The 20,313-nt window shown below is 46.1% G+C and carries 8 protein-coding genes; all 8 read left to right on the top strand.

Features of this window, described 5'->3' with window-relative positions:
• Nucleotides 1–240 precede the first annotated feature (240 nt).
• The 8 genes from J7I42_RS00860 (at nt 241) to J7I42_RS00825 (ending at nt 19,940) form a co-directional block, all read left to right on the top strand.
• Nucleotides 241–8,304 carry a pectinesterase family protein gene (locus J7I42_RS00860; protein WP_209136877.1) on the top strand — a complete coding sequence of 2,688 codons (8,064 nt, stop codon included), beginning with the start codon at nt 241–243 and terminating at the stop codon, nt 8,302–8,304.
• Nucleotides 8,305–8,466: 162 nt separating this feature from the next.
• Entirely contained in the window at nt 8,467–9,393 is a 927-nt protein-coding gene (locus tag J7I42_RS00855) for an alpha/beta hydrolase (RefSeq protein ID WP_209136876.1), read from the top strand.
• A 55-nt stretch (nt 9,394–9,448) separates the two neighbouring features.
• Nucleotides 9,449–10,444 carry a pectinesterase family protein gene (locus J7I42_RS00850; protein ID WP_236065372.1) on the top strand — a complete coding sequence of 332 codons (996 nt, stop codon included), beginning with the start codon at nt 9,449–9,451 and terminating at the stop codon, nt 10,442–10,444.
• Nucleotides 10,445–10,755: 311 nt separating this feature from the next.
• Entirely contained in the window at nt 10,756–12,360 is a 1,605-nt protein-coding gene (locus J7I42_RS00845) for a glycoside hydrolase family 43 protein (RefSeq protein ID WP_209136875.1), read from the top strand.
• Nucleotides 12,361–12,517: 157 nt separating this feature from the next.
• Complete coding sequence (locus J7I42_RS00840) at nt 12,518–13,105, top strand: RNA polymerase sigma-70 factor (RefSeq protein WP_209136874.1); 588 nt, start codon at nt 12,518–12,520, stop codon at nt 13,103–13,105.
• Nucleotides 13,106–13,701: 596 nt separating this feature from the next.
• Entirely contained in the window at nt 13,702–14,796 is a 1,095-nt protein-coding gene (locus J7I42_RS00835; protein WP_209136873.1) for a FecR family protein, read from the top strand.
• Nucleotides 14,797–14,939: 143 nt separating this feature from the next.
• Nucleotides 14,940–18,212 (top strand): TonB-dependent receptor, encoded by a 3,273-nt coding sequence (locus J7I42_RS00830; protein WP_209136872.1) that lies wholly within the window; start codon nt 14,940–14,942, stop codon nt 18,210–18,212.
• Nucleotides 18,213–18,239: 27 nt separating this feature from the next.
• Nucleotides 18,240–19,940, top strand: a complete 1,701-nt coding sequence (locus J7I42_RS00825; RefSeq protein ID WP_209136871.1) for a RagB/SusD family nutrient uptake outer membrane protein — start codon at nt 18,240–18,242, stop codon at nt 19,938–19,940.
• Nucleotides 19,941–20,313 lie beyond the last annotated feature (373 nt).

Genomic DNA, 20,313 nt, shown 5'->3' with positions numbered 1-20,313 from the left:
ATTTTTTGTTGTACAAAATAGTAAGTCGGAGATCTGAGCGCAGATGCCCTAATTGGGATTGATTTGCCCATTCAGGAATCTATTGCCGACTGCGGACTGCCGATTGCCGACTGCCGATTGCGGACTGCCGATTGCCGATTGCCGACCGCGGACTGCCGATTGCGGATTGCCGACTGCCGATTGCCGACTGCCGTTTGCCGATTCACGTTTCACGATATACAACCATACTAACGACTGCTTATGCGAAACTTTACACACCTTGTCACTGTACTGCTATGTAGTTTATTAACCATAGCTACACAGGCACAGCAACCTGCATTCCCGGGCGCCGAAGGCGCCGGTATGTATACCACCGGCGGCCGGGGCAGTGCAGGAACTCCTACTACTGTTTTTGAAGTTACCAACCTGAACGATGATAACAATCCCGGCAGCTTGCGGTATGCTGTAAGCACAGCTGCTGCTAACCGTACGGTAGTATTCAGGGTATCAGGTACCATTCATCTTACGTCAAAATTAAATATCAGGGACAATACTACCATCGCCGGACAAACAGCACCGGGCGATGGTATTTGTTTGGCCGATTATCCCGTTGTGATCTCTGGCAATAACGTGATCGTCCGGTATATGCGTTTCCGCATGGGCGATAAGAACCAGAAGAAAGTGGATGCAAATGGCGATCCGGTCGACGGGAGTGGTGGCGATGATGCCTTTGGTGCGTTGGGCCCCAATAACCTTATTATTGATCATTGCAGCGTAAGCTGGAGTTCAGACGAAGCCCTCACCATCTATCGGGGCGATAACCTTACCATCCAATGGTGCTTTATGAGCGAACCCCTGAATTTTTCCTATCACTTTGAAACGGGGGATGCTACTTATGAATATCATGGCTATAACGGCATCCAGGGTGGTAAGCGTGCTACAATCCACCATAACCTGTATGCCCATGCCAGGAACCGTAATCCCCGTTTTGCCGGTATCAGTACCTATTCTCCCAGTACAACCGGGGTTGAAAATGTAGATTATTACAACAACGTATTATACAACTGGGGTATCAATACCGTATATGGCGGGGAAGGGGGCAATTATAATGTAATGAATAACTATTACAAATGGGGGCCTAGTACTTCTTCTGGCGTAAGATATCGCATTTGTAACCCGAGTTTTTCAGCGACCATCCCCTGGGGTAAATGGTATGTGAACGGGAACTATGTAGATGGCTCAACGCAGAACACAAATAATAACTGGTCGGGCGTTGAAACGGGAACAACAGCTGCTGATACAGTACAGATAAAACAGACCAGTGCATTTGATCTGGGATTTCCTAAAAATATGGAATCTGCTATAGCCGCTTATAATGCGGTATTGTTATCTGGGGGATGTTCCTTACCCCGCCGCGATACATTGGATGATCGTATTGTAGATAACGTACGCAACAGGACCGGTCGCTTTATAGATGTGCAGGGCGGGTATCCACATGGTACCGCTTACAGCCTTACTGTAAATGCATGGCCCACGTTAAATTCAACAACGGCGCCGGTTGATACCGATCATGATGGTATGCCTGATGACTGGGAAACCAGCCATGGACTGAATCCAAATGACGCCGCAGACCGCAATGTGTACGATGGCTCCGGTTATACCATGCTGGAGAATTATTTAAATGGCGTTTCTACCAATAATACCAACCCGGTAATTGCAGTGGGGGGATCTCTCAATCCTTTTACCCAAATGATAGGCGCCCCTTCTGCTACACAAACATATTCAGTGGCCGGGTATAATTTATCGGCTAATGTTACCCTTACTCCTCCGGCCGGGTATCAATTATCGCTCGATGGCACTACCTGGTCAGGCAGCGCTAATCCAATTACATTAATACCTGTATCAGGTTCATTGACCAGCACCAATATACTGGTGCGCCTGAATGCCACGGTTGATGGGAATTATGATGGCAATATTATTCATGTCAGTACCAATGCCAGTACGGTAAATCTGGCGGTGACAGGTATTGCGAGTTCTTCTGTTTCCGGACTGGGTGTGTATCCTTCCATGGACGGTGGCTTTGAAAAGCAAACCATAGGGACTGTGTCAACAGCTGCTCCTTCCACTACCACTGCTTCTGTTACAACAGTCTGGACAACCAGTGGTAATGCAGATATTAAAAATGATGGTACAGCAAGGTCGGGCAATAATTATTTTACTTATACAAGTTCAAGTTTGAGTACGAAGAATAATTTTGCGCCATCACAGACCAGCCCTCTTTATCCGGCTAACACCAAATATATTGTTCAGTATTATTACCGGGCGCCGGCACCTGCCAGCGGCAACCAGGTAAGTGGTATGATCGCTGTTTCTGATAATGTAGCAGTCAGCGGTAATTTTGCTATTAACCATGCTACTGCGGCGTGGACGGCCACCAACAACGCCTGGCTTAAGGCCTATACCACCCGTTCTGTAAACACCGCTTATACGCCTGTGGTATTCCTTGCGGGTTTTCGATTCAATGGTGGTGGAACTGCAGCTATTGCAAAACCTTTCGATATTGATGATTTTGTGGTATATCCGGCAGACGATCAAAGTAATCCGGCTCCTGATGTCGCGGCGCCTGATGTAGCCACTGCACCATTGGCTACGGGCAATGCCAACAACAATTCCATTGCGTTAAGCTGGACAGCGCCCGCCACGGGAGTAGATGGTGGCGGTTATGTGGTGGTGCGCAGTACTTCAGCAACGCCGCCGGTCCCTAATGCCAACGGCATCTACATCGTTGGTAACAGTATGGGAACAGGATACCAGGTTGTTTATTTAGGTCCTAATACCTTGTTTACCGATGCTGATCCTGCTATCTCTCCAACAACAAAATATTATTATTACATTTTTACCGCGGATAAAGCCTATAACTATTCGGCCACAGCGGCTACCATAAACGTACAGATCGACGGCGGTTCATTACCCCCGCCGGCTGTTAGTACAACCGGCACCTTGTCGGCCTTTTCACAAACAACAGGGACGCCTTCTGCGGCTCAAACCTTTACAGTCTCTGGCGCCAACCTCACCGGTAATGTCACTATTACTGCGCCCGCTAATTATCAATTGTCGACCGATAATGGAACAACCTGGAGCAGTTCAATGGTAACATTAACCGCTGTCAGTGGTGCAGTGGCTACTAAAACCATCTCTGTGCGATTGAATGCTGCCGCAACCGGTTCTTACGCTGGGAACATTGTAGTAAGCAGCACGGGTGCAACAGCCATAAATATAGCGGTGAGTGGTAACACGGTAACTGGTGGTGCTCCGCCACCAGCCGGGGTAAAAGCAATAGTGGCCAAAGATGGCAGCGGTAATTATACCAGCATACAGGCAGCTATCAATGCAGCGCCCACCGCACAAACCGCGCCTTATAAAATATATATCAGGAAGGGAAAGTATGTAGAAACAGTAACCATTCCCAGCAACAAACCATTTATTCAGCTGGTTGGGGAGAATATGGCCGAAACCATTATCTCTTACGATAATTATTCTGGAAAGGCCAATTCGGCTGGTGGTACCTATGGCACCTCCACTTGTGCCACCGTGATCGTTAATGCACCGGATGTAATGTTCATGAACCTGTCAATGGAAAATGCAACTGGCTATGGCATCAATGCCAATGCCGTAGTGCCGGCGCCGGGCGATGGGCCACAGGCCGTAGCGGTTTACACTACTTCAGACCGCGTTGTGTTTTATAACTGTCGCATGAATAGCGGACAGGATACCTACTATGGTGGTAACAACGCGGCTACCAGATGTTATTTCAAGAATTGTTATGTTGATGGAAACACCGATTTCCTGTTTGGGTCATCAACGATCATTTTCGATACCTGTATCGTTTATCCACGTACCCGGCTCGATAATGCCAGCGGCGGTTATGTAACAGCCGTTAATACCAAGGACGTTTCCGGTTATGGATATGTATTTCGCGATTGTAAGATCACCCAGAACAGAGGTTTTACCACTTATACGTTGGGCCGCCCCTGGCAAAATGATAACAGTACAGCCGATGCGGCAAAGTCACGCAACAAAACTGTATTCCTGAATACGACCATGGGTGCAACCATAAAACCCGAAGGCTGGAGCACCTGGGATGCAGGTACCAACACCAGTTATATTACCTACGGCGAATACAATTCAAAAAATTATGATGGAACACCGGTGAATGTAAGCAGCCGGGTTGCCTGGTCAAAGCAGTTGACAGCTACAGATGCTGCTAAGTATTATAACAATGACGAGGTGTTTACTAATGCCAATACGCCGGCTATGGCTGCCTGGAATCCTTTTAGTACCTGGGCTGAATTGGGCACAGTGTTTACCCCCGAATTGTCCGTTTCTAATCTGATCGCTAAAAAAGGAACAGGTACCACTGCACTTACCTGGAACCTTACCTGGCCAATGCCAGGTATTACCTGTGAACTCTATCGCAGTAATGACAAAACAAATTTCTCGTTGATAAACACACAGACAAGTACAGAAGACTATGCCTGTAATTTTAATTATGCTGAGAACATCCCACCGCCCGGTCAAACCTATTATTATATAGTAAGGGCTTCAAAAGCCGGGTATACCACAATTACATCAGATACGGCTTCTGTGACCAGTGTTCCTACTATCACGATATCGGGTACCCTGGGCAGTTTTTTACAGGGATTGGGTACGCCTTCTGCCATTCAAACCTTTGTATTGTCAGGCGCTAATCTCATGGATAATATCACCATTACCCCACCTGCCGGTTATCAGGTATCAGTTGATAATACCAACTGGTACAGCAGCGGGTCTCCGTTGATAGTAACACAATCAAATGGGATCATAGCCAATACGTATGTTTCAGTGCGTCTCAATGGTACTACAGTGGGTAATTACAACGGAAATATTGTAAATACTTCTACCAATGCAGCCAGTGTTAGTGTGGCTGTTAATGGGGCCATTCAGGCCGATCCTTTAGGTGCCGGCGCCGTTGTGTTGGAACAATGGCCCCTTACAGCAGATAACCTTGATGATGCAACGGTACGTGCTGCCGGTGTAGTGGGAACAACGCCAGACCTCAACAACCTGATGCTCTCAAATGGAACAACGGTGGTTGCTGTGCCTCCATATTCAGCCCTGCACGGACAGGCATTTGCCGCAGCAGCCGATGGCTCCTGGAACAATGGTGGTCCGGGTTCAACGCTAAGCAGAAAGCATTATGAGCAATTTACCGTAGTGGCGGCCCCTACGCATAGCCTGCGGGTTGATTCGCTGATCCTGTCCACTTCATTCTATAATACCTCCAGTGGTACCAAGGTGGCAGTGTTATATTCCAAAACCAATTTCAGGACCGATTCTACAGAAATAAAAGTAGCTGCTAAAAACGGGGTAACCCTTACGCCTGGTACCAACGGCACCTTCACCAATGCCTTTGATGTAAGTAACCAGACGGCCGGCAATACCGATGTGTTTGCCATGCTGGTAAATGGCTCGGCAGGTGTAACCGTAAAAGCAGGAGATACCTTGTTCTTCCGGATCTACAATTGTACCGGTTCAACCAGTGTAGGCAGGTATGTGAAGGTAAAAAATTTAATAGTGAAAGGTCTTGCTACCAAGAATCCGGCAAGCGGTGACTTCCGTACAGTGAAGTCTGGCGAATGGAGCGATATGACTACCTGGCAAAAATGGGATGGCGCCAACTGGGTAGATGGTATGGCTGCTACTGATTACCCTGCCTATGATAATGGCGTGAATGTGGCCACTATTCAAAACGGACATACCATTAGCTATACGCAGGCATTCACCAATGGCTTTGGTTATATTCAGAAAACGGTGATCGCTGCCGGTGGTCAATTGATCGTAGCTGCCGGTAAATCGCTCAAAGTTGCGGGTATTGACGGTACTACCATTGTGTTGCAGGTTGATGGTACATTGACCAATCTGGGTTCTATCGGAAGCAATGGTAAAGTGCTGTACCAGGTAAATGGTAAAATGGTGAATTCCGGTTCAATGAGTTTTAATACCGGTGACTCTGTTGCGGTGGGCGCTGCCGGCATCTTCCAGCATGATATGAATGGCAGTCTGCCTCCACGTATATCCTTTGCATCAGGATCAACCTTACTCGTAACCGGTATCAAAACGGCGCAAACCAACCTGTTTACAACGCCAACTACAGTAAGCAACCTGGTTTGGAATTGTGCCGGACAACAGAACTACTTCGCATTACGCAATACCCTCGCCGCAGTTACCGGTAATTTCACCGTGCAAAGCACCGGAACTACGTATGTTGCCTTATCGCAGGGAACAGCCACCTTACGGATTGGCGGCAACTATGTACAAACGGGCGGTAGTATATATTTCAATGAAAGCAATTCGGGAATTATAGATTCGCTGGTGGTTGCCGGTGACTTTACAGTGAGCGGTGGCACTTTCAATGCCAATATGAAAAACAGCGATCCGCTGTATATAAAGTTGAATGGCAGCAACAGGACATTCTCACACCTGGGAACTTTGGGTAATACCCATATTCTGGTGAACGGATATTATAATTTAGGCAGCAATCTTACTTTACCCACGGCCGGGTTTGGATTGGTAGTGAACGGAACATTAAATACTGGCACCTACATAGTAAGCGGCCCCGGCGCCACTACCATCGCTAACAGCGCCATTGTGAGCTTTGGTGCAGCAACCGGTATCGATGGCAACTTTGCCAACTCTGGAACAAAACAATACAGTATCAACGCAAATTATATTTTTAATGGTACGGCTGTACAAACCACTGGTACTACCATGCCTGCAGGCGTGCATACCCTTACTGTAAATAACAGTACAAACGTAACTTTATCGGCCCCATTAACTGCCGGCATAGTAAACCTGACCAATGGTAAATTGCTGCTGGGTGATAATACCCTCACCGATACAACTATTACAGGAAACGTTCCGGTGAATTATTTTGTAACGAATGGGACAGGTAAGCTTAGGCAATACCTGGGTGCTACAGCCGGTAGTATCCTGTTCCCCGTCGGTTCTTCTGTTACTTCATATACCCCAGCCACATTGAATAATACCGGAACTGCCGATAACTTCAGTGTGAATGTAAAAGACAAACTCGATTATGTTATAAGCGATACCACGAAGATCGTGCGTAAACAATGGACAATAACTCCCGACAATACAGCAGGCGCAGCCAATGTGGCTGTTTCCCTTGGATGGGTAACGGCCGATCAGGGATCTGCTTTCAATGCCACTACTGTCAAGTTCCTGAATTATAGAAATAATGCCTGGGCCGATATAGCAGGTGCCGTAACCGGCAGTGGGACAGCAGCAGTGCCTTATGTAGCTTCTGCTTCCAACTTTACCCAGTTTGGTGTATTTGTAATTGGTAATGCGGTGCCGGTGTCCACCATTGTTACAACCGGTGCATTGAATGCCTTCGCTCAAATAATAGGCTCGCCTTCTGCTACCCAAACTTATACAGTATCGGGCAATAACCTTACTGGTAATATAACCATTACACCGCCGCCTAATTACCAGGTTTCAATAGACGGTACGATCTGGTATAGTAATACATCACCGTTGGTATTAACACCTGCGGGCGGTAAGGTGGCCAATACCATCATCCAGGTTCGGTTGAATGCGGCTGCTGCGGGTACCTATTCCGGCAATATTACCAATACAAGTACTGGTGCAACAACCCAAAATGTAGCAGTTACTGGTATTACAAACGCTCTTATTGCCAATGTTAATATAAGTAAAGTGATCCTGGAACCGTTTTCGCAAACCCTGGGCAAACCAACAGATGCGCAAACCTTCCAGTTAACAGTTACGAATATCGGAGCTCCACTTACTATCACGCCACCTGAAGGGTATGAGATCTCTGCAGATAGCGGAAAAACATGGTATACTGCCGCTTCAGTGCCTTCAATTACTGCCGGTATTGGAAATGCTTTATCAAAGGTGGTAATGGTACGGTTGAATGCAACGGCCGCAGGTACCTATGATGGAAATATTGTAATACAAACGAATAATACCACCCCTGTAAATGTAGCAGTGACCGGCAATGCATATAATCCGTATACTATTAATCCGAACCCTGCTGAAAACTATGTGAATGTGTACCATCCCAAACTGTATACAGTAGCAGCCATCAGGATCTATAATATGAATGGCCGGGTGGTTGGATTGTTTTACAGCAAGCCGACAGCTAACTATACAACTATTAATATTAGTAATTTACCCAATGGTATGTATTTTATAGAAGTAGCGCGTCTAAATGAAAAAGTGTTATTGAAATTTATTAAACAATAACTTGTATTATTGACAACTAAAAAGAAGCTGACTGCGTCTTTTTAGTCCCGGACACAACCGTGCCATGGCATCCTGTGAAGGAAGCTGTGGCACGGTTGTTAAAACAATAAGTTGTTTCAGGGAAGCCTCAGCATTAATTTCATACGTCAAAAAAGACTGCATATGAATTATAAGATTGCTTGTTTATGGATGGCATTCGTAATAACCGGTTTTGTTTCGCAGGCGCAGGAATTCATCCCTTTATGGCCTACCGGTAAAATGCCCAATACAAAGGGTATGCGATTGAAGGATAGTATAAACAATGAACGATTGTTCCAGGTAGGAAATCCTGGGATGACAGCTTTCTTTCCTTCCATTCAGGAAAATAAACAATGCGCCGTGATCATTTGTCCGGGCGGTGGTTATCATCATGAGTCTTTTCAGATAAGCGGTTTTCAACTGGCCAAATGGTTTAATACCCTGGGCATAACTGCCTTTGTGTTGAATTATCGGCTGCCCCTTTCACCCGACCTGGTACATCGCGAACTGGGACCTTTACAGGATGCGGAACGCGCCCTGCGCATCATTCGCGCCAACGCCGGTAAATGGAATCTTCAACCCAACAAGATCGGTATCATGGGGGTGTCAGCCGGAGGACACCTGGCCGCCTGGCTGGGTAATACAGGAGATGATGTAGCGGCTATTGGTGATTCGCTCAATAATGTATCCTTTCGTCCTGATTTTACTATCCTGGTATCGCCAGTGATCTCCATGGGACCATACGCCCATAAAGGCAGCCGGGAAAATTTACTCGGCGCCAATCCCACCAAAGAAATGATCGATAAATATTCCATGGAGTTACAGGTTAAATCAACCACCCCCCCTTGCTTTATTGCAGATGCATTTAATGATAAAGCCGTTGACCCGCGTAATAGCCTGATGTTCTACCAGGCATTGCTGGAGAAAAATATTTCTACCAGCTTTCATGTGTTCCCGCAAGGCGGACATAACATTGCCCTGCGTAACAATCCGGGTTCCACACAACAATGGACAGCTTTATGTGAAGCATGGTTAGAAGAGATGGGATTCGTGAAGTATAATGAAAAATGAGAAAGGGGAGAATCTCAGAACATAGAACTCAGAACAAAGAACTAATAGGTATAGAATGAAAAAATTAGGTGTTTTACTGATGTTGCTTGTAACCGTAACAGCCGTATTCTCGCAACAACAAACATATCCGAAGTATTTAACAGTAGCGCAGGATGGTAGTGGCAATTATAAAACCATTCAGGAGGCGGTAAATGCCATGCGCGATTTTTCTCAGGAGCGTGTAACCATTTTTATTAAGAAAGGAGTGTATCATGAAAAACTGGTCATTCCTTCCTGGAAAACAAACATTGCATTACTAGGGGAAAGTCGCGATAGCACTATTATCACCAACGACGATTTTAGTGGTAAACCGCTGCCGCATGGCAAGGATACCGCAACCGGACGCGATAAATACAGCACGTTCAATTCTTATACAGTAATAGTAAAAGGGAATGACTTCAGGGCTGAGAACCTCACTATTCAAAATACGGCAGGTCGGGTAGGGCAGGCGGTGGCCTTGCATGCTGAAAGTGATCGTTGCGAAATTTTGAATTGCCGGTTACTGGGCAACCAGGATACGCTGTATGTGGGCATCGATAGCAGCCGTCAGTATTATAAAGATTGTTATATTGAAGGGACTACAGATTTTATATTTGGCCCGGCCACCGTGGTATTTCAAAATTGTACTATCAAAAGCCTGATGAATTCTTATATAACGGCCGCATCCACCACCATGCGCCAGGCCTATGGATTTGTATTTTTTGATTGTACGCTCATTGCAGATACGGCAGCGAAAAAAGTATTGTTGGGCCGTCCCTGGCGTCCACATGCCAGAACTGTTTACCTCCATACAAAAATGGGTGAGCATATTGCCGCTGCGGGTTGGGACAACTGGCGTAATCCGGAGAATGAAAAAACAGCCTACTATGCAGAATACAAAAGCGCTGGCCCGGGCGCCAATGCAACAGGCCGCGTTGGCTGGTCGCACCAATTAACTAAAAAGGAAGCTAAACAATATACACTGAAAAATATCTTTGGTAACTGGATGCCGGAGACTGAAGGTAAGAAGTAGGAGGTAGGAGGTAGGAAGTAAGAGGTAGGATGTAGGAAGTTGATCAGTTGACGAGGAAGAAATACAGGAGGCACAAAGAAGGAGGGTTGACGAGTTAGCCTTGGCGAGCGAACGAAGTGAGCATTAGCTGTCGATCCGCCAACTGTGAGAGAGAAAACGGATGTACCAATTGCCGCGTCGTGGGTTTTCTATTTCACGTTTCACGTTTGACGTTTCACGACTGGCTTCTGCCATTTGCCAGCCTGCCTTTTCACCATTGCCTACTGCCCATTGCCTTTTGCAACATTGAAGACTCAAGAAACACCATATAAATGAAGAAACTAATTACACTAGGACTATCCCTCCTAAGTTTGAACACCTTCGCTCAACAGCCCTATGTATCAAAAGTATGGGTGGCGGATAATAAGAATGGGACTTATAAGAACCCGGTTTTGTATGCCGATTATTCAGATCCCGATGCATGCCGCGTTGGCGACGATTATTATTTGATCGCCTCCAGTTTTGATGGTGTTCCAGGGTTACCTATTCTCCATTCAAAAGACCTGGTAAACTGGACCCTTATTGGTCATGCATTAAAACGCCAGCCACCTTTTGATCATTTTTCAAAGACCCAACATGGCAATGGAGTATGGGCACCAGCCATCCGCTATCACAATGGTGAATTTTACATTTATTACCCCGATCCTGATTTCGGCATCTATGTAGTGAAGTCAAAAAACATCAATGGTCCCTGGACAGAACCTATTATGGTAGAAGCGGGTAAAGGATTGATAGATCCCTGTCCGCTGTGGGATAATGACGGAAAAGTATACCTGGTACATGCCTTTGCAGGCAGCCGCGCCGGGATAAAAAGTATAGTGGTGGTAAAACGGCTCGACGCTACCGGTACTAAAGTGCTGGATGGCGGCGTAATGGTTTTTGATGGCCACGATCAGGACCCCACGCTTGAAGGTCCCAAGTTTTATAAACGCAATGGCTATTATTACATCTTTGCACCGGCCGGCGGTGTGGGAACCGGATGGCAATTGGCACTGCGATCAAAAAACGTATATGGCCCTTATGAAAGAAAAGTGGTGATGGACCAGGGCAGTACAACTATCAATGGCCCGCACCAGGGTGCCTGGGTAACAACCCAAACCGGTGAAGACTGGTTCCTGCACTTCCAGGACCTGGAAGCATATGGACGTGTCGTTCACCTGCAACCGATGAAATGGGTAAATGACTGGCCGGTGATGGGGGTTGACAAAGATGGCGATGGAAAAGGAGAACCGGTGACCACCTATAAAAAACCAAATGTTGGTAAAACCTACCCGGTGCAAACACCGGTGGAGTCTGACGAATTTAATAGCACTACAATAGGATTGCAATGGCAATGGCAGGCCAACCCCAAACCCTTTTGGGCTTTTCCCGGTAATGGCTACATGCGGTTGTTCTCCGGCATGGTCCCCGATTCAGCCAAAAACATGTGGTTTGTGCCCAATGTGCTGATGCAGAAATTTCCAGCCCCGGAATTTACGGCAACAGTTAAGCTGGATTTTAAACCCCGGCTCGCCGGAGAAAAGACCGGTTTGATAGTGATGGGATCTGATTATGCATTTGTTGGGCTTACCAAAAAGGAAGATGGCATTTATCTTTCCTATGTGGTATGTAACAAAGCTGAAGGTGGCAAGCCTGAACAGGAAAAGGTGATTGGAAAAATTTCCGGCTCCACTACCTATTTACGCGTACAAATAAGCAAAGGCGCCAAATGCAGTTTCTCGTATAGTGAAGATGGAAAGCAGTATATGGCTGCTGGTGAGGTGTTTTCCGCTGTGCCTGGCAGATGGATCGGTGCCAAGGTGGGACTGTTCTGCACCCGAACCACCGTTACTAATGATGCTGGTTTTGCAGATATAGATTGGTTTAGAGTCGAATAATATAATATGTAAACGTAAGGTGGGTCGCCCTTAAAGGGCGGCTCACCTTTGCATCAAAATAAAAGGTGAGCCACTCTGAAAGAGTGACCCACCTGCTCTTTCATTATATGTAAAAAATGCCTACATTTAACCCCGATTGATTGCTTATTGAAAAAGTATGACCATTGTCCTGCCACATATTCAACAAGGTATACATGCCGGAAACGAACAATGCCTGGCAGAGTTATACAAATTATTCAGTAAACGGTTGCATCACTTTGCCCGGGTGATCACCCGCTCGCCTGAGCTGGCTGAAGAAATTGTGGAGGATGTGTTTGTGAAATTATGGAGCAATCGTCATCGGATAAACGAAGTAGAAAATCTCACAGTATATTTATATGTAGCGGTAAAGAACAGGGCATTGAATGCCATTTCTCAAAAAGCGTCCGAACTCATCAGGGCGCCCTTCGATGACCTGGATATTGAAACCGGTCAAATAGCCACCGATCCTTATAATTTGCTGATCACTGCTGAAATGATGAAACGCATGCATCAGGCAGTAGAAAATTTACCTCCCCGTTGTAAAATGATCTTCAAACTGGTGCGCGAAGACGGCCTCAAACACCGCGAAGTAGCCGAGATCCTCAATATTTCACTCAATACAGTTGACGTACAAATGGCCATTGCGATTAAGAAAATATGTACAGAATTGCAGGTCAATAGGGCTACGAAAGAGTTCAATATACCAAAACAGGCTGAGCGTTAGGTTGTGAATGGTATTTCTAATTTAGATCTCCCTGAATGGATTCGGAATGGGAGTGAGGAAGTTATGGTATAAGCTGATTAGCAACGGATTAGGATAGCCGATTTTCTTCTGGTGACTATAATTAATTGAAGAGCAGTTGTTTAATAGCACTCTAACTCATTTTTTTTCGGGATTTCTTCGGATCTCTCTAGGGGAAACACCCGGTTTTCTTTAGGAAAAGCAAAACAAAAGCCGAACAAGATCCTTGTCAGATTTAGTGCAGATCCCAGGAAAATAGGGTATTTATATATTAAATAACCCACCGAAATGCTACCAGAATGCCATCCGAATCCCATAGCCTATGGCATTCGGATGGGATTCGGATGGCATTCCTATGGGATTCTGACCGGGGAAATGGCTTGTTGTAGTATATCTGGCGAGGATCTGACCAGGATAATCGAGCGTCTCAACCTAAGAACTCAATAACCTACAAACTCAAGAACTTGCATTCTCTGTCAACGCGGTAACCCTATCCCCTTGCTCCCCTCAAAAAAAAGTTCAAAATCCCTTAATGGTGTTTCCAAAAATGCCTGTCCTTCTATATAACAATGGCGCAAATGGAAACACCCGAAAGAATTTGGTTTTTATTGTCTCGCAATTTGAGCGGAGATGCCACAGAACAGGATAAGGAAGAACTGAACGACCTGATACAACAGTACCCTGAACTGATGCAGCAGTACGACATGCTGCACCAGCTATGGTCTGTAAATGCGCCTGCAAGCGAAGAACCCGTCACCAGCGACAAACTCAATCGCATATTACTACTGGCCGAAGCGGAGACCGCAGTGGGAGAAACTACAACCCCGGTAATCCGGATTAAAAAACAACGCCGGTTGTATTGGGCCGTGGCTGCCATCCTGGTACTGGCCGCAAGCGCCTGGTTGCTTGTTACCTGGAATAATAAACGACAGGCCCTCGCGGCTAATGAAGTGGTAGCGCCCAAAGGCAGTAAAACCCGCACCATTTTACCCGATGGTTCTACCGTGTGGTTAAACGCTGGCTCCCGGATTGTATATGCCAATTTTAATGGGCCCGAACGGGAAATAACCCTCGAAGGGGAAGCTTATTTTGATGTGGTATCGGTGATCTCACCTGCCACCCATCAGAAAAAACCATTCATTGTGCATGCCGGTACTATTGACATCAGGGTGTTGGGTACGGCTTTTAACGTTAAATCGTATCCGGAAGAAAGAACCATTGAGACCACCCTTATCAGAGGCCTGGTGAAAATAACCCGCAAGGGCGATACAAAGGGAGAACCAGTGTTCCTGCATCCCAATGAAAAAATTGTTTTACCCACCAGCAGTACCGATGGGGGAAATACCAATGAACCAGCCATTGCTACTAATCAGTCTGCTATCAAACAAATAATTCATATCGACAGTACCATAAAAGAAAGTGAACATATAGAGACCGCCTGGGTTTACAACCGGCTCGAATTTCGTGGCGATAATTTCGAGCAACTGGCCCAGAAGCTGGAAAGATGGTACAATATCAAAGTATATTTTGAAGACCCCGCCGCCCGTCAGTTGGTGTTCAATGGGTCCCTTCAAAATGAAACAGTTGAGCAGGCTTTTACCGCATTAAAAGAGGCGGTCCCCTTCAACGTTAGGATAGTTAACAATGAGGTATTTATAAAATCGACGAAATAAAATATGGATTCAACGTAACCAAAAAAACGGAGAATGTTGGCAGCATTCTCCGCGCATTACAGGTTAGTTCTGATGTGTTTTCTCCACAACCCGCTGGCAGGCGGGAGGGGAAGTGATTTTTTAACCCATAATAATACTAATGTATGAAAAGTTTTAGAACGGGCATAAAAAGCCCGTTGCTTTCCAATGCGCTGCTTGTTATGAAAATAACTACTTTCTTATTACTTGTTGGTGTGCTGCAGGTGTCGGCCCGGGGATTTGGTCAGGATAAACTGAACCTCCGGTATAAAAATGCTGAAATAGCCGGTATCCTCGTAAATATCGAGAAGCAATCCAACTATCGGTTCCTGTACAATAATCAATTGTCGGCCATCAGACAAAAAGTGACCATCAACCTGGAGAATGTCGATATTCGTCAGGCGCTCGACAATTTGTTTTCCCAAACCATACTTACTTACCGGTTCATGGCCAATGGCCTCATTGTGATCAATGAGAATGCCACGAGTCAGACCGCTGAGAAAAAGATAACGGGAAAGATCACTGACCCAAACGGCGCGCCGCTCTCAGGCGTAACCGTAACTATAAAAGGATCAACAAAAGCCACCACCACCAATGAGCAGGGGGTGTTCACCCTTACTGCCGATGACAATGATGTACTGGTATTTTCCTATGTAGGTTATGAATCACAGGAAATGAAAGTAGGCGACAAAACGCAGATCAGCCTGTCGCTGGTTTCTGCCGCTTCAAGCCTGGAGAACATCGTGGTGATCGGTTATGGTACGGTAAAGAAAAGAGACCTTACCGGTGCGGTAGTATCGCTTAAAGGCGATGAAGTAAAAAAAGTACCCGCAGGTAACGTAATGGAAAGTGTGCAGGGTAAAGTGGCGGGGGTAGATATTACCCGCACCAGCGGCGGTGCCGGTTCAAACGTGAATGTAACTGTACGGGGTAACCGGTCGATCCTCGCGCAAAATACACCCCTGTTTATTGTAGATGGGATCCAATATGCGAACTTTCAGGATATTAACCCCAACGATATTCAGTCGATGGAAGTATTGAAAGATGCTTCTTCCACAGCTATCTATGGTTCACGCGGCGCCAATGGTGTGATCATAATTACCACCAAAAGAGGCGCCAGTGGAAAAGTAAGAGTGGGCGCCAATGCTTATTATGGAGTGAATAAAGAAACAGGTTATCCTGTTCCCATGAACGGTCCGCAGTTTGCCGAATTAAAACGTCAGGGTGCCCGCACAGCCGGTACCTGGAAATCTTCGGCAGATGATGCCGGCCTGTTTAAGGCAGATCTGACAGCTGCAACAGACGGAACTTCAACCTACTGGCCAGGCCTTTTATTAAAAGATGGCTCCCAGCAGGATTATGGAGTGAACGTAGCTGCCGGCAGTGATAAAACAAAAGTGTTCTTCTCATTCGATTATTTTAAAGAAAAAGGATTACTGAACAATGATTTCTCAGGTCGTTATACCTTACGCCTCAACGTCGATCAAACGGTTATTGGAACGTTTAAAGTAGGATTGCAAAGCCAGTTAACTTATTATGATGAGAACAGACGTACCGATAACGTATTGACCGTAGCCAACAAGGTAATACCTTACTATGTTCCATATGCGGCAGATGGTTCATTGATCAGACTGCCGGGTAACGCCAACCAGGTAAATCCGTTGCTGGAAGAACAACCAGGAGCGTATATCAATGAATTCAACACTACGCGGCTTTTGTCTTCTGCTTATGCAGAATGGAAACCATTCAGCAACCTTACCTTGCGTTCAAACCTGGGCATCACCACCGGTAGTTCCCGCAATGGTTTGTTCATGGGCGAAAATACCATTACCCGTTTTAATTCAACCGGGTCGTTTGCAAAAGTTACCAATGCCACGCAGGCCGATCTTATTTGGGAAAATATTATTTCCTGGAATAAGAAATTCGGTGATCATACCCTGGATGTCACAGCTGTTACAAGTTATATTTCAAGCAAAGTGGATAGCTCTTATGCGCAGGGAACAGGGCAGCTTATCCCGGGCCAGGGCTGGCATGCTTTGTTGAATAACCCATTGAACCTGGGTATTTGGAGTAATTACATTGGTAACAACCTCGTATCAGGCGCCTTCAGGGTGAACTATGGTTTCAAAGGAAAATACCTGTTAACGTTAACGGGCCGTGCCGATGGTTCCTCTGTGTTATTGAAAGAGAACCGTTGGTCGTTCTTCCCTTCTGCGGCAGTGGCCTGGCGCATAATCGATGAAAATTTTATGCAGGAGCAGGGTTTGTTCAGCGATCTGAAGTTGCGCGCCAGTTATGGCATAGCAGGTAATGCAGCTGTTAAACCCTATTCAACCACCACAGGTTTAATACTCATACCCTATTCATTCAATGATATCAGTATGCTGGCCTATGGGTTTGACCCGCAAAATGGTAACCGTAACTTGAAATGGGAACTGACCGGTACACAGAACATCGGATTAGATTTCGGGTTGTTCAAGAACCGGATCACCGCCAGTGTAGATTATTACGATTCAAAAACCCGAGACCTGTTGTTGCTGCGCCCACTGCCAAGTACATCGGGCCATACCAGGGTAGTAGAGAATGTGGGTAAAACCCGTAACAATGGGGTAGAAGTTTCACTGCGCACCGTGAATGTGCAAAACAAAGACCTTACCTGGTCAAGCGCTATTACTTATACCCGTAATAAAGAACGCATTACTGACCTGCTGAATGGCAAGAATGATGTGGCTGGCGGTCTGTTCATCGGTTCCCCGGTAAGATCGTTCTATGACTATAAAAAAGAAGGCATCTGGCAAACAGAAGATTCTGCACTGGCCAGAAGTTTTGGTTATAAACCCGGCGACATTCGTGTAGCTGACCTGAGTGGTGATAAAGGTTCGCCCGATGGTAAACTCGATGCCACCTATGATAGAACCGTAGTAGGTTCAGCCGTTCCTAACTATACGCTCGGTTTTAGCAATGATGTCAGTTACAAAAACTTTGACCTGAATGTATATGTATTCGCCCGGATAGGTCAAACCTTTGTATCGGATTATGCCAACAAGTTTGAGCCTAACGCCATTGAAAATGGCGCCAATGTTAATTACTGGACACCCGAAAACCCATCGAACGATTATCCTCGTCCGAACGCAAATATCTCAAGAGCTTCCCTGCCGTTTGCTACAACTCTTGGCTACAAGGATGGCTCTTTTGTAAAGATCAGGAACATAACCCTGGGGTACACGCTTCCAAAAACAGTAAGTCAGAAATTCCATGTCAACAATTTACGCTGGTATGTAAGCGCCAAAAACTACTTCACGTTTGCCAAACAAAAGGATTACGATCCGGAAGGCGAAGGTTCGTTTGAACGGCCATTGACCAAGCTGTTGGTTACCGGCTTAAATATTGAATTCTAAACTTTATTCATTCTAGATATAATTAAAATGAAAAACAGTATAAATAAAGTCATGGGTTTTGTGCTGACGGGATCGCTGATTTTTACGGCATGCGATAAAAAGCTATCAGAATATAACCCCACCGGCTTAACACCCGATGCTACTTATACAACTGCCAAAGGTTTTGAGACCCTGGTAAATGCAGCTTATACCTATACCCGTTTCTGGTATGGAAAAGAAGAAGGATATAGTTTATCAGAAATGGGTACCGACATCTGGACGAATGGTACAGGCGATGTGTTCCCTCAATTATCCCGGTACGATAACCTGCAGGGCAGTAACACCGCGGCATTGACCCTGGAATGGGACAACTTTTATGCAGCCATCTATTTATGTAATACCGGTATTTCCAAAATTGGCGAGATCCCGGATTATACCGCTAAACAAAAATTACAACGCGAAGCAGAGTTGCGCTTTATGCGTGCTTTCTACTACTGGCATATTGTAGAGACCTGGGGTGGTGTACACTTTACTACCGAGGCTACGGCGCCCGGGGTAATTGAATCAACCGCCAACAAAACACCGGTTGAGACATTCTACACCCAGATATTTGAAGACCTGAATTATGCCGTAAAGAATTTACCGGCTACCACCACTGACTATGGCCGGCCTACGGTTACTATTCCCGTGGCCAAAGCATTTTTAGCCCGGATGTACTTAACCCGTGGCATGAATACAGAGGCGGCTGCCATGGCGAATGAATTGATTAAGAATCCTGATTATATGTTGTTGCCCAAATTCGCCGATCTGTGGAGCATGAGCAATTTGAAGAACAAGGAAGTGATCTGGTCCATTGACTATTCAACCAACCTGGCCAATAACGACCTCTCCTCATCAGCCTATCCAAGTGGCCATAGCCGTGGAAGCAACAACGGCCATATGTTATTCACCCAGGTGTACGACCAGGTAAATACCAGCCTGTTGGTGCGTGATATTCCCAATGGCCGTCCCTTTAACCGGTATATGCCCACCAAAACCTTGTTGGACCTGTTCAATGAAACGGACGATTCCCGGTACCTGGCTTCTTTTCAGGTTGCATGGTTATGTAATAAGGAAGCCCGTACGGCCGGAAACTCTTTCAACACAAAAGATACTTTCGATTTCAAGCTGGGCGATACCGTTTGCTACACTTCAAAGAGCACGCTTACGGCCGCTTCAATGAATGGCAAACACTATACTACTTATGATATTTCCCGGGTGTATAATGCTGCTGGCGTTCCAACAAACAGAAAGTTTTATATCTCGCTGAAGAAGTTCCTGGACCCAACCCGTGGTTCATTCAACGAGGCCCAAAGCGCCCGTGATGTCTTTGTGATCAGGCTGGCCGAAATGTACCTGATTGCCGCAGAGGCCAATTTCAACCTTGGCAAGCCCGATGTGGCTGCCGGTTTGCTGAACACCCTGCGTACCCGGGCAGCCATTCCAGGCCATGAAGCCGCCATGCAGATCACGCCGGCCCAGGTTACCCTCGATTTCATCCTCGATGAGCGGGCCCGGGAGCTGTGCGGCGAACAACTGCGCTGGTTCGACCTGAAACGGACAAATAAATTAATCGACCGGGTTACCAGACTAAACCCCGATGCCGCCCAATACATAAAGGGCTATCATACGGTGCGGCCTATTCCGCAATCACAGATAGATGCGGTTACTAATAAGAGCGAATTTGCCCAAAATCAGGGCTATCAATAACAGTACAGGAGTTAAAGATTCGGTTTTACTACAGGAGGTTTCTTTCATAATTTTGCTGGCAGTCGCGTAAAGGGGTATGGTTCTGGGTAATTTACGTTGATTGCCAGCATTTTATTTCTGGCTGGTATGTTATCGTTGCCGGTAACGTTTGCGTAAATAAAATTCTCTATTCGTTTCGGTGGGTTTAAATATCTGTGTACACTTGCCCTTGAAAAACAGGTATTAACGGGTTACAGGTTGTCGCGCCTGAGCGCGGTGACCTGTACCTTATTATCTCGAACGATTGTCTTGCAAAGCGCTGAAAGCATATTTTACCTTTTCCAGATACAAAAACTACTGCAAGCGAACGCGCAAATCGTTAAATCATCGGGTT

This window comes from Niastella soli (assembly GCF_017742245.1).
Lineage (GTDB): Bacteria > Bacteroidota > Bacteroidia > Chitinophagales > Chitinophagaceae > Niastella > Niastella soli.
This window is presented reverse-complemented; position numbering and strand designations above follow the sequence as displayed.